This is a genomic window from Spirulina sp. CCY15215, assembly GCF_016888125.1.
Classification (GTDB): domain Bacteria; phylum Cyanobacteriota; class Cyanobacteriia; order Cyanobacteriales; family Spirulinaceae; genus CCY15215.
On record NZ_JACSWA010000569.1, the window covers coordinates 1 to 12,144 of the forward strand.

The 12,144-nt window shown below is 44.1% G+C and carries 11 protein-coding genes, 1 other RNA gene and 1 CRISPR repeat array; of the genes, 6 read left to right on the forward strand and 6 right to left on the reverse strand.

Annotated elements, in window-relative coordinates:
• Positions 1 to 129: 129 nt before the first annotated feature.
• Both JUI58_RS19815 and JUI58_RS19820 read left to right on the forward strand, forming a co-directional pair.
• Positions 130 to 1,485 carry an IctB family putative bicarbonate transporter gene (locus tag JUI58_RS19815; RefSeq protein ID WP_204105542.1) on the forward strand — a complete coding sequence of 452 codons (1,356 nt, stop codon included), beginning with the start codon at positions 130 to 132 and terminating at the stop codon, positions 1,483 to 1,485.
• Positions 1,482 to 1,868, forward strand: coding sequence for a DUF4346 domain-containing protein (locus tag JUI58_RS19820; protein ID WP_204105543.1), 387 nt, complete (start codon positions 1,482 to 1,484; stop codon positions 1,866 to 1,868). The genes JUI58_RS19815 and JUI58_RS19820 overlap by 4 nt, the downstream gene beginning before the upstream one ends.
• A 23-nt stretch (positions 1,869 to 1,891) precedes the next feature.
• Here JUI58_RS19820 and JUI58_RS19825 read toward each other — a convergent pair whose 3' ends face one another.
• The 6 genes from JUI58_RS19825 to JUI58_RS19850 form a co-directional block, all read right to left on the reverse strand.
• Positions 1,892 to 2,134: a hypothetical protein gene (locus JUI58_RS19825; protein ID WP_204105544.1), complete on the reverse strand. Its 243-nt coding sequence runs from the start codon at positions 2,132 to 2,134 to the stop codon at positions 1,892 to 1,894.
• 3 nt (positions 2,135 to 2,137) lie between these two features.
• A CRISPR array of direct repeats spans positions 2,138 to 4,586; the repeat unit is 37 nt; unit sequence GTTTCAATCCCTAATAGGGATTAAGTGCAATTGAAAC.
• Between the two features lie 284 nt (positions 4,587 to 4,870).
• Positions 4,871 to 5,533, reverse strand: a complete 663-nt coding sequence (locus tag JUI58_RS19830; RefSeq protein ID WP_204105545.1) for an HAS-barrel domain-containing protein — start codon at positions 5,531 to 5,533, stop codon at positions 4,871 to 4,873.
• Positions 5,534 to 5,843: 310 nt separating this feature from the next.
• Positions 5,844 to 6,023 carry an NAD(P)H dehydrogenase subunit NdhS gene (locus tag JUI58_RS19835; RefSeq protein WP_348539932.1) on the reverse strand — a complete coding sequence of 60 codons (180 nt, stop codon included), beginning with the start codon at positions 6,021 to 6,023 and terminating at the stop codon, positions 5,844 to 5,846.
• Positions 6,024 to 6,121: 98 nt separating this feature from the next.
• Complete coding sequence (gene rodA / locus JUI58_RS19840) at positions 6,122 to 7,396, reverse strand: rod shape-determining protein RodA (RefSeq protein WP_204105547.1); 1,275 nt, start codon at positions 7,394 to 7,396, stop codon at positions 6,122 to 6,124.
• 55 nt (positions 7,397 to 7,451) lie between these two features.
• Positions 7,452 to 8,519 carry an Mrp/NBP35 family ATP-binding protein gene (locus tag JUI58_RS19845; protein WP_204105548.1) on the reverse strand — a complete coding sequence of 356 codons (1,068 nt, stop codon included), beginning with the start codon at positions 8,517 to 8,519 and terminating at the stop codon, positions 7,452 to 7,454.
• Positions 8,520 to 8,595: 76 nt separating this feature from the next.
• On the reverse strand, positions 8,596 to 9,075 hold the full coding sequence (locus tag JUI58_RS19850) for an SRPBCC family protein (protein WP_239121595.1): 480 nt from the start codon (positions 9,073 to 9,075) through the stop codon (positions 8,596 to 8,598).
• A gap of 121 nt (positions 9,076 to 9,196) precedes the next feature.
• On the opposite strand from JUI58_RS19850, the gene hemF reads away from it, so the two are divergent.
• The 4 genes from hemF (at position 9,197) to ffs (ending at position 12,031) form a co-directional block, all read left to right on the forward strand.
• Entirely contained in the window at positions 9,197 to 10,225 is a 1,029-nt protein-coding gene (gene hemF, locus JUI58_RS19855) for an oxygen-dependent coproporphyrinogen oxidase (protein ID WP_239121596.1), read from the forward strand.
• Positions 10,226 to 10,444: 219 nt separating this feature from the next.
• Positions 10,445 to 10,816, forward strand: coding sequence for an STAS domain-containing protein (locus tag JUI58_RS19860; RefSeq protein WP_204105549.1), 372 nt, complete (start codon positions 10,445 to 10,447; stop codon positions 10,814 to 10,816).
• A gap of 381 nt (positions 10,817 to 11,197) precedes the next feature.
• A complete protein-coding gene (psb29, locus tag JUI58_RS19865) occupies positions 11,198 to 11,908 on the forward strand; it encodes a photosystem II biogenesis protein Psp29 (protein ID WP_204105550.1) in 711 nt (236 codons plus the stop codon).
• Between the two features lie 28 nt (positions 11,909 to 11,936).
• Positions 11,937 to 12,031: signal recognition particle sRNA small type (ffs, locus tag JUI58_RS19870), an RNA gene on the forward strand.
• Positions 12,032 to 12,144: the final 113 nt, after the last annotated feature.

Genomic DNA, 12,144 nt, shown 5'->3' on the forward strand with positions numbered 1-12,144 from the left:
CTCGCTGGCGCGGTAGCAGTTATTTACATCGATTAGTTGGACTTTTGGGACAATGGCAAGATAGTAGTTGATAGTTGATAGTTGATAGTTGATAGTTGATAGTTGATAGTTATTCATTTTTGATTTACAATGCTTTTTGATCTTCCTCTTTCTCGCTGGCGCAGTAGCAGTTATTTACATCGATTAGTTGGACTTTTGGGACGATGGCAAGATGGCAGTTTTCTCCTACAATGGGGAGAGGCGATCGCCGCAATCCTGATCTGTATTATTCTGGTCATCTCCCCTTTTGCTTCTACCTCCCTCATCGGTTTATTATTGTTTGCTTGCGGTGCATTTTGGGTATTACTAACCCTTGCCGATAACCTCAAAATTGGCATGACTCCTATTCATCTCTGGGTCAGCCTTTATTGGGGAATTTCTGCGGTTTCGACGGCATTTTCTCCCGTTAAAAAAGCCGCTTTATCGGGATTTATTAAATTTAGCCTCTTATTATTATTATTCCTTTTAGCGGCACGAGTCTTGCGATCGCCTCGTCTTCGCAATGGAATAATGACGGTTTTTCTCCATATTTCCCTACTGGTAAGCGGTTACGGCATTCGCCAGGAATTTAAAGGAGTCGAACAATTGGCTACTTGGAACGATCCCACCTCAAAACTCGCTCAAGATACCCGCGTTTATAGTTACTTAGGAAACCCTAATCTTTTGGCGAGTTATCTCATTCCCGCAGTAGCTTTGAGTTTAGCCGCTTTTTTCATCTGGAAGCGTTGGTTGCCAAAAACACTGGCCGCAATTATGTTTCTCACAAATACAACCTGTCTATTTTATACCGATAGTCGCGGGGGTTGGATCGCGATGATGGCACTCTTTTTTGTTTTTGCGCTTTTACTGCGCTATTGGTGGGCTAAATATTTACCGACATTTTGGCGACTTTGGTTTCTTCCTTTGATGATGGGGGCGATCGCGGCTTTAGTTATTACTGCGGTTGTTTTTGTCGAACCTTTGCGCTTGCGAGTGATGAGTATTTTTGCAGGACGGGAAGACAGTAGCAACAATTATCGCATTAATGTTTGGGAAGCTGTATTTAAGATGATTAAAAATTATCCTCTTGTTGGTATCGGTCCTGGAAATGATGCTTTTAAGGAAATTTACCCTCTCTATGCCCAGTCTGGATATGATAATGCTCTAGGTGCCTATTCGGTGTTTTTAGAGCATATTGTGGAAATTGGCTATGTGGGATTTATCAGTTTTCTCTGGTTCATTATCGGCACTTTTGGCCAAGGTTTGCAACAATTGGCACGGTTACGGGAGAATCGTAATTTACAGGCATTTTGGCTGATGGCTGCGATCGCCTCTACTGTTGGGCTTTTAGTTCACGGTTTATTTGATACTGTTTGGTATCGTCCCCAAATTAATGTTCTCTGGTGGCTGGGAATTGCGGCGATCGCCAGTTTCTACGATGAAAAAAAGCTAAAGAATGAAGCATGAAAAACCCTACCCAACAAGAACTTACTACCATTGATAATAAACTCTCTAAGCGGTTTATCAAACTCGATCCGGCTGGCTATTTTATTATTTACTTAGATCGAGAAAATGGGCTGATCTGTGCCAAACATTACAGCAATGAAATTAATGAAAAAGGTTTAGCTGTGGATCCAGAAACAGGAAAACCTATCCCAGTACGCGGAAAAGTAGAGAGAACCCCCACCGCGATTTTTACGGGAAGAACTGCAAAGGAAATTGGCATGAAAATAACTGAAGAAACGAAACCTTGTCCTTTATCTTATTTGGATCATGCTTTGTATTTAGGACGAGAATTCCTGCGTGCAGAAATAGCTTTAATTAACGGAGAAGAATACATTCAAGATTGATATTTTTACCAGAGACGTGATGGCTAGGGCAGGATTTTCTTGACATGAGGATAAGCGAGTATTTTATCATCTACAGTTACCATTGTAGGTTCGTTGGGATCGGCTAAATAGGAATAGGGTTGCATTTCTCGCAGTGGATTAGGAATAAATGTTCTTTGCTGGGTTGATGTAGTTGTTCGAGTTTGGATGTATTCTAATAGTTCTGCTAATAGTGAATCTGGTGCAGTTGCGATCGCGGAGAGGAGTTGTTCTTTAATGGTGGTCATGGTGCTTCAATTCCTAATAGGGATTAAGTGCAATTGAAACCTAAATGGAATATTTTCCCATTGCTCGCTGATACGTTTCAATCCCTAATAGGGATTAATGCAATTGAAACAACCTCGAAGTCAAGGTTTGCCCGCTCCAGTTCGGCGTTTCAATCCCTAATAGGGATTAAGTGCAATTGAAACAAAGAAAGATCGAAAAGAGATCGCCAGATCGCTTGTTTCAATCCCTAATAGGGATTAAGTGCAATTGAAACCCCCCGGCAATTTCTTCTTGAAGCGTGCAGGGTATGTTTCAATCCCTAATAGGGATTAAGTGCAATTGAAACTGTTAAACCCGATCCAAGTTTGCCAGAAGCAATAGGCGTTTCAATCCCTAATAGGGATTAAGTGCAATTGAAACGTGACACAACCTCAGTTGTCTCCACACAACCAATGTGGCCGTGTTTCAATCCCTAATAGGGATTAAGTGCAATTGAAACACTAAAAAGTTATCTAAGTTCTTTTGAAGCATTGGTAAAAGTTTCAATCCCTAATAGGGATTAAGTGCAATTGAAACCCTTACTCACCAAACCCAAGGAGAAACCCATGAGTTTCAATCCCTAATAGGGATTAAGTGCAATTGAAACTCGCAGACATCATCGCACCATATACCACAGTCGATGTTTCAATCCCTAATAGGGATTAAGTGCAATTGAAACCCTCAGACCGCTCCCGTTCCTTCTGTAGCGTCCTCAAATGCCGGTTTCAATCCCTAATAGGGATTAAGTGCAATTGAAACAGGCAAATCGCCTTCTTCAGCAGAAGTTCAACGAGCGTTTCAATCCCTAATAGGGATTAAGTGCAATTGAAACTTTAGCTTGCTGAGTTTTGAGGGTTTGCCTTTGGCCACGTTTCAATCCCTAATAGGGATTAAGTGCAATTGAAACAAGAGTCAATCCCGCTTTGAGGTTGTACAGGCACGTTTCAATCCCTAATAGGGATTAAGTGCAATTGAAACTCTATTGATTATATAGTAAGAGCGAGGCAGATCGCGTTTCAATCCCTAATAGGGATTAAGTGCAATTGAAACCGAATTGACTTCCATCCCCTCGCAAGCCCATCCCACGTTTCAATCCCTAATAGGGATTAAGTGCAATTGAAACAAAGAGAAAGCCTGATACAACCCATCAATAATACTGTTTCAATCCCTAATAGGGATTAAGTGCAATTGAAACTTAAAAGACAAGCCATCAGGAAAAAAACAATCCTCGTCGTTTCAATCCCTAATAGGGATTAAGTGCAATTGAAACTGCTCTGAATAGCTATCTTCCCAACCTACGGGAGTTTCAATCCCTAATAGGGATTAAGTGCAATTGAAACAAACACCACTCAAAGCCTTATGTAGTGTGGGTTTAGAACGTTTCAATCCCTAATAGGGATTAAGTGCAATTGAAACAAAAAATCTGCAAGAACTGGTCGCGGCATTGGGAGTTTCAATCCCTAATAGGGATTAAGTGCAATTGAAACTATGATTGCTCGTTCAAATACGGTTAAAGCGTTGTTTCAATCCCTAATAGGGATTAAGTGCAATTGAAACCATTGTTATTCTCCTGTGGTGTGTGGAGAGGGGAGGTTTCAATCCCTAATAGGGATTAAGTGCAATTGAAACAAGAAGCCAGACCCACCGCCGCCCCAGAGAGCAACCGTTTCAATCCCTAATAGGGATTAAGTGCAATTGAAACCCTGCAGGCGACGAATGGTTGTACCTTATTCGTCGCGTTTCAATCCCTAATAGGGATTAAGTGCAATTGAAACCCAATGCGATCGCACTCCCACCGCGATCGCACTATACACAACGTTTCAATCCCTAATAGGGATTAAGTGCAATTGAAACCGCTAATGGGTTGGATTTTGCCTGAGTGCTGTCGCTACGTTTCAATCCCTAATAGGGATTAAGTGCAATTGAAACTACCTTCCGACAGTATTGGCTCGATGAAATGTACGTTTCAATCCCTAATAGGGATTAAGTGCAATTGAAACCTCTCAAAGGTTGGCGATCAGGTGGTCTATACAGTGGTTTCAATCCCTAATAGGGATTAAGTGCAATTGAAACTCCATAGAGATTCTCATTTACCTCGATTTGGGGAGTTTCAATCCCTAATAGGGATTAAGTGCAATTGAAACCATTTTTTTGAGATGCGCGGGTTTGTCAACATCGAGTTTCAATCCCTAATAGGGATTAAGTGCAATTGAAACCAGGGATGTATTCGCTCCATACCAGCCAAGAGTTGTTTCAATCCCTAATAGGGATTAAGTGCAATTGAAACAAAACAATAAAAATGATTTTGGCAGAAGAAATCATCGTTTCAATCCCTAATAGGGATTAAGTGCAATTGAAACAGAAGTTGCCGACCTCGAAGCAGAGGCACATTCTCGGTTTCAATCCCTAATAGGGATTAAGTGCAATTGAAACTGCCCAGTGGTGAAACCCTTATGGTATTTAGTTTTCAAGGTTCGTTTGCGGATACCAAGGATAACTATAGCATTTCAGCCATCGTCTTGACAAGAGCCAAAGAAAAAATATCCCGAAAACCCAGACCAAATAAAGCGTTCGGCGTTTGCGGATACCCCCCGAACCGCAAAAACAGGGTCAAACCCAGACTACAACTGAGTTTGACCCCTGTTAAAATCGGGAGTCCAAAATGAGACCCCCCGGTATCCGCAAAATGACGACACTATCCCATAACCAACAAAAAATCACCCATGAATCTGACTCAAAATATAACGCAGGCGATCGTAATCATCCTTCAACAGTAAACTTAACTCTCGTCCTGCCTTGACCAACCAAGGCCGATCGCCTTTCCTGAATCGATAAATCTCCCGCAAAGAAGCAGCAATCAAAGCCTCACAAGAAACATTACTCACTTGCAAAAGAGTTCGCAAAAACCCCAATTCCTCACTAAACGCAACAACCTCTTCCGGCGCACAGCGATAAACCGCTTGGTGAATTTGCGGAGGACGCGGGGGCAAATATTGAAAAATCTGTCCCCGACTGCTGCCATTATTGCCCCGAGAAGGGGTTTCAAAGCCCAATAAGGCTGCTTGAAACTCTGTTTTCAACATGGCAAAAATTTGCGGCTGTTGTTCTCGCAATTCTTCCAAAGATAATCCCAACGCTCTCGCACGATGCACGGAATCAATAGGTGAGGTTTTCACGTAAGTTACAACCCCCAAAACCTTATTTCCCGATTCCTCATCTTGGGACTTGACCCAACTGCCAAAAGGAGGCATAACGGGAAAACTCAAATCTTCTGGCTCCAAACACTGTGCCAAAATTTCCACCGTTGTTGTTTCGATAACTTCGGCAATGCGATCGGGATTGCGATCGCTACTGGTAAATTGTGGCAGAGAAAGGCGCATAAATTGGAGAGTGGGGGGCGATCAGATTCTCCCCCCTTATCAAGGGGGGCTGGGGGACCTCCGGATTCTCCCCCCTTATCAAGAGGGGGCTGGGGGACCTCCGGATTCTCCCCCCTTATCAAGAGAGGCTGGGGGACCTCCGGATTCTCCCTGCTTATCAAGAGAGGGCTGGGGGACCTCCGGATTCTCCCCCCTTATCAAGAGAGGGCTGGGGGACCTCCGGATTCTCCCCCCTTATCAAGAGAGGCTGGGGGACCTCCGGATTCTCCCCCCTTATCAAGGGGGGCTGGGGGGGATCAAATTGATTTAATTACTTCTTGAGATCAACAGTTTCAAGTTCCCCTAATTGAAATGTTACCAACTTATCCCAATTCCCCCCTTCAAAAAGAACAGCAACCTTCCCATCACTGATACGCTGAACCAGACCTTCAAAACGATAATAGATATCATCAGAATTAATGACGCGAACTGTGGCACCAGGTAAAATCATCATCGTTATACTTATTTGATCAAAGAACTTATCTTGTAGATTAGCAAAAGTCGGGAGCAAAAATCCTCTAAATCTTAATAACTCTCTACCCCCATCACTCATCGCCTAAAATGTAATCGCGGTCGATTATTAGCCACAGACTCCACCAAACCGATCGCCAGAAAATTAGTCAGCAGCGCCGATCGCCCGTAACTCATCCAGGGTAGAGGAATCCCCGTAATGGGAGCGAGGCCGATGGTCATACTAATATTGACAAAGACTTGGAAAATAATCATGGATAAGACCCCGATCGCCAACAAAGAACCAAAATTCTCCCTGGCATTTTGAGCAATTATAATCAAACGCAGGCAGATGAGCCAGAAAACAATTAAGAGACAAATACTGCCAATAAATCCAAACTCTTCCCCCACCGCAGAAAAAATAAAATCCGTATGTTGTTCCGGAATAAAATTTAACTGGGTTTGCGTCCCATGCTGTAAACCTTTCCCCCACAGTTCTCCCGCACCGATCGCAATGCGGGATTGAATCAAGTGATAGCCTCCCCCCAAGGGGTCTTTTTCCGGCTGAAGAAATAAAATTAATCGATCCTTTTGATAATCCTTCAGGAGTTGATTCCAGAGATAGCCACTGGCTCCCCCGGCGATCACATTGGCAAAGGTAACAATCGCTACCCCAACTTTCTCCCAAGGTAGGGTAAACCATGCCAAAATTCCCATCGCCACCAGCCAAGCGTACCAAGCCGGACGGTATACATTAAATAAAATCGCAGAAGGGAGCAGGGAAATCATCAAAATCAACCATCCTGGATTGACATTCGCCCAATACAGCATTCCCAGGGTAATTGCGCCAAATACAAGGGAAGTCCCTAAATCCGGTTGCACAAAAACCAAGCCCCAAGGAATCGCAGTAATAGCGAGGGTGCGAGTCATAGAGGGAATACTGTTAGCTGGACGGGCATGGAGCAATGCCGCCATCGTAATAATCAACCCCAATTTGGCAAATTCCGAGGGCTGAAATTGGAACCCCAAAATACTCAACCAACGGGTGGAACCGTTGATTTCTACGCCAAAAAACTTGATGGCTATTAAGGAACAATTGGTTAATCCGTAAATAACCCAATGCCATTGAATCAGAAATTCATAACGCAACCTGGCGATAAACAAGGCAAGAATTAATCCGAAAGCCCCGAGCAGCCAGTGATAGAGCCAAAACCAGCGTACTGTTTCTTGTCTGACTTCGGTACTCTGGATGATTAAACCGCCAAAAGCAGTCAGACTAACGACGAGAAAGAGGAGAACAAAATCTAACTGTTGCCAAGCTGCTAGCCAAGTTTTCCATTGAGGGATTTTATCGTTGTAAGAGCGTTGAAACATAGGGGTTTGGGGTGTGGGGAATTAATTGTTCATCGGTAATTATTCATTGTTCAAGCTAGGTTAGGGCTGCTACGGAAACTTTTGCAGCAATTTCTCCAGCTAGTTTTGTGAGGGCTTGGGCGGAAACAGAGTCGGGTTCCCCTATTACAATAGGAATGCCCCGATCGCCTCCTTCTCGCAAGATTATTTCTAGGGGAATGCAGCCCAACAAGGGAACATTTAATTCTCGTGATGTTTTTTCGCCTCCTCCCGAACCAAATAAATCGTAACGGCGATCGGGTAAATCTGGCGGTATAAAATAGCTCATATTTTCAACAATTCCTAAAACTTTTACTCCCAATTGCTCGAACATTTTTAAGCCTCGACGGGCATCAATGAGGGAAACAGTTTGGGGTGTGGTAACAATAACCACACCGGACATGGGAACCGCTTGAGCGAGGGTTAATTGCGCGTCTCCGGTGCCTGGGGGCATATCGACTACTAAATAGTCTAATTCTCCCCAATTGACCTGATAGAGAAATTGGCGAATAATGCCATTTAACATCGGTCCGCGCCACATGACCGGCTGATCGGCATCGATCAGGAAACCCATTGAGACGAGTTTAATGCCGTAATTAAACGCGGGTTCTAAGATATCTTGCTCTTGGGCATTTTTCTGTACTGCGACTTTGGCCTCGGTTAAACCTAACATTGTCGGCGCATTGGGACCATAAATATCTGCATCTAATAATCCCGTTTTTGCCCCCGCTTTGGCCAAGGCTACGGCGATATTGACGGCGATCGTGCTTTTTCCGACTCCTCCTTTCCCACTGGAGACGGCAATAATATTTTTAATGCCTTTTACCCCTTGGCGATCGGGTAATTCCTTTTGTTGAGGGGTTTCGGCTGTCACCTCAATTTCAACTTTTTCAACTCCAGATAATGCTCGAACTGCTTTTTGACAATCTTCGACAATGAACTCTCGCAAGGGACAGGCTGGTGTGGTTAAAACCAGTGTAAAACTAACAATTCCTCCCGCATCCACTTTGACATTGCGGATCATGTTCAATTCCACCAAACTTTTTTGCAGTTCGGGGTCTTGCACCGGGCGTAAAACCTCTAAAATTGACTGGGTATCGAGCATGGATTAAAACAAAATAGTTAAAACAGAGTTAAAACAGGGACTGAGAAAGCAAACTGGCTTAACTTCATAAATCTTATCAAGCGATCGCCCTTTCTGCCGCCCGAGCCAAACTGGAAGCAACCCGATCTATATAAGGGCGAATCCACCACCAGAGTAAAGGGGATAACCATCCCCGCATGGTCACGGAGTAGGAAATATAGGTCCCGCACAGAGTTGATTCAAATTGATAGGTGACGCGATTTTCAATCCCTGGTAGCGCCAAAAACCGGACGCTGAGGAGTTCTCCAGGGGAGACTCGCTCGACGAAAACCCGCACGGGAATGGGGGTCAGGCGCGTTACGGCTTGATAAATGAGTCCAGGCTTGGCGATTAAACCATTAGGGGCATTGGTGCGAGCGATGAGGGGATGCCAAGAAACATCGGCAAGATTGACGAGTTGTTTCCAGAGAATATCTACTGAAGCACGACACAAAACGCGGTAGCGCTGATTGAGGGAAAATTTACAAAAAATTTTTCCGCGTCGGATCAGGAGTTTAAACGATAGGCTGAAAATCAAATTCTCCTCCCACAGTGACGATAGGGCTAAAACTATAGTTATTGCAAATTGTATATGATGCGATCGCAATAACCTCTGCCCATGAGAGGATGAAAAATTTGATGTCCACAAGAAGAAGATCATGACAGTTGCCTCCGCTTCCGAAACCATAACGCCGACACAGCCTCCCGCCGATTCACAGCCTCGCATCAGCCAGTTTATGAAGTCCATACAAGATGAAATTTGTCAAGGGCTGGAAAAGTTAGATGGAACGGGAAAATTCCGCGAAGATTCTTGGCAGCGAGAAGAAGGGGGGGGTGGGCGATCGCGGGTCATGCGCGATGGCAGAATTTTTGAGCAAGGAGGGGTCAATTTTTCTGAAGTTTGGGGGAAAGAACTCCCTCCCTCAATTCTCAAACAGCGCCCGGAAGCGGAAGGTCACGGTTTTTACGCTACGGGGACATCGATGGTGTTACATCCCCTCAATCCCTATATTCCGACGGTTCACCTCAACTATCGCTATTTTGAGGCGGGTCCGGTGTGGTGGTTTGGTGGGGGTATCGATTTGACCCCTTATTACGGTTTTGGGGAAGATGCTGCTCATTTTCACCGCAGTCTCAAGGAGGTTTGCGATCGCCATCATCCTGACTACTATCCCACTTTTAAATCTTGGTGCGACGAATATTTTTATCTCAAGCATCGTCAGGAAACTCGCGGCATTGGCGGCATTTTCTTTGACTATCAAGACGGTATGGGAGAACTTTATCGCGGACCCCAGCGCGATCGCGAAGCTGCTGCTTACAGCCAGAAAGTGGGCGCACCTCCCCAGAGAACTTGGGAGGAATTGTTTGCTTTTGTCCGAGATTGTGCGGGGGGATTTTTGCCCGCTTATGTCCCTATTGCCAAAAAGCGCCAAGAAATGGAGTGGGGCGATCGCGAACGAGATTTTCAACTCTATCGACGGGGGCGCTATGTTGAATTTAATTTAGTTTACGACCGAGGCACCATTTTCGGACTACAAACCAATGGACGTACCGAATCGATCCTGATGTCTCTTCCCCCCATAGTGCGTTGGGAATACTGCTATAGCCCCGAACCGGACACCCCAGAAGACAATCTTTATAAAACCTTTCTCAAGCCTCAAGAGTGGGCGGTTTGGACGGAAGAGTAGGATAAGGGTTTCAGAATCTGAATTTTGCGATCGCGATCGGTTTGACAGAAACTAGGGTGTTAAAATACACTCAAAAGGGCGATTAGTAATTCTTCGCACATGGTAAGCTAGGGAAGAATTTTACAGCTAAATCCCAAAGCAATCCTTCAACAAGATGGCTTTGCGGGCTACTAGCACAAACCAAGATACACAGCTTGAGTTTTTGAGGCGAATTGACGAGTGATTCACATAGAACAAAAAGAACATACAACCACAGAGGGGACAAAGGTAATCGTCCTGGCTCCAAGCGGTCGCCTGGACATTACCACCGCTTGGCAATTTCGTTTGAAATTGCAAGAATGTATCTCCAAACTCAGTCGTCATGTTGTCGTCAATCTGAGTCAAGTTAATTTTATTGATAGTTCTGGTTTAACATCGTTAGTTGCTGGAATGAGGGATGCAGACAAAGTTGTGGGGAGCTTTCGCATTTGCAATGTTCATCCCGAAGCCAAGTTGGTATTTGAGGTGACAATGATGGATTCAGTTTTCGAGATTTTTGAAGCTGAAAACGAAGCCCTCGATGCTCCTCGGGGTGATGTCACGACCACCTAAATCAACTCAGGAATGTTTACATTCGGGTGTTGGCATTCGGGTGTTGACATTCGGGTGTTGACATTCGGGTGTTGACATTCAGGTGTTGACATTCAGGTGTTGACATTCAGGTGTTGACATTCAGGTGTTGACATTCAGGTGTTGACATTCAGGTGTTGACATTCAGACAACCTTAAGGAATTAGGTGTATCGAAATAAATAGGGAGAGAAAAATTTCGCCGTATCATCCCTCAGTTGTTTCGAGCGAAATTTTTCTGTCTTAAATCTTTATTACTTAAATCTTGCCCAGAGGATTCTTTTTATACCCCGAACAATGATTGTAATAAAGTCAGAAAACCTTGTAAAGTAATAGCAATAGCTGTTTCGTCTAGAGTTGACTTTGTGGATAACGTTCGCACGCTTTCAGATACCAAACGAAATTTTTACAGCCATCACGTCCGTCCGATTAATTCCATTTATCGACGTGTTGTTGAGGAGTTGATGGTGGAAATGCACCTACTGTCGGTCAATGTCAATTTTCAGTACAATCCGATTTATGGGTTAGGGGTTGTCACTTCCTTCGATCGCTTTATGGCTGGATATAAACCAGAAAAGGATAAAGTCTCAATTTTTAAGGGGTTATGCTTGGCAATTGATAAAGACCCCCAACAATACCGCGATGATGCCGCAGCATTGAATGCGTTAGCACAAAACTTATCGGTGGAACAATTGCTGTCTTGGAATACTGCGCTAGTGTCTTTAGAAGGTGGTGAAAAGTTATATGAAACCTTGAAGGCGATCGCTTTTGCAAATCATTTTAAATACAGTCGTCTTTTTGCAATTGGTATATACGAATTACTGGAATCCGCCGATCGCGCAGTGGTTAACGATGGAGAAAAGAGAGAGAAGATTCTCGCAGAAATTGGTGGGAGTTTGCACTTACCCATTGAAAAAATGCAGAAAGATTTAGAACTCTATCAGAGTAATCTGGAAAAAATGGAACAGGCCAAACAAGTTTTGGAGGATATTCTCAAGACCGATCGCAAGAAGCGACAAGAAAAATTACTGGAGAAAGAATCTTCTACAGAATCTTCTGAAAAAAACGAAAGTTAAGCACCAAAAAGATGTTATACTAGAAAACGACTCGGATCGATGCGATCGCAACGCCCAAACTTTGTCAGACCGGAAGGAGCAGCAATACGGGATGCTTGTGATAGGCGTAGACTCCGAGTCACTTTTTTTTGGGTTACTTGTCAGGAACTCACCGCTAAGTCCTCCGGACTCTAGCGGGAGCTTGAAAAAGCCCTAACCTGACCAGACTCAGCGAGAAATCGCTACGTTATTTAGGT

What these genes read in the sequence shown, in the direction of transcription:
- JUI58_RS19815 (WP_204105542.1), top strand. Translation starts at nt 130, where the DNA reads ATGCTTTTTGATCTTCCTCTTTCTCGCTGGCGCAGTAGCAGTTATTTA.
- JUI58_RS19820 (WP_204105543.1), top strand. Translation starts at nt 1,482, where the DNA reads ATGAAAAACCCTACCCAACAAGAACTTACTACCATTGATAATAAACTC.
- JUI58_RS19825 (WP_204105544.1), bottom strand. Translation starts at nt 2,134, where the DNA reads ATGACCACCATTAAAGAACAACTCCTCTCCGCGATCGCAACTGCACCA.
- JUI58_RS19830 (WP_204105545.1), bottom strand. Translation starts at nt 5,533, where the DNA reads ATGCGCCTTTCTCTGCCACAATTTACCAGTAGCGATCGCAATCCCGAT.
- JUI58_RS19835 (WP_348539932.1), bottom strand. Translation starts at nt 6,023, where the DNA reads ATGATTTTACCTGGTGCCACAGTTCGCGTCATTAATTCTGATGATATC.
- rodA (WP_204105547.1), bottom strand. Translation starts at nt 7,396, where the DNA reads ATGTTTCAACGCTCTTACAACGATAAAATCCCTCAATGGAAAACTTGG.
- JUI58_RS19845 (WP_204105548.1), bottom strand. Translation starts at nt 8,519, where the DNA reads ATGCTCGATACCCAGTCAATTTTAGAGGTTTTACGCCCGGTGCAAGAC.
- hemF (WP_239121596.1), top strand. Translation starts at nt 9,197, where the DNA reads ATGACAGTTGCCTCCGCTTCCGAAACCATAACGCCGACACAGCCTCCC.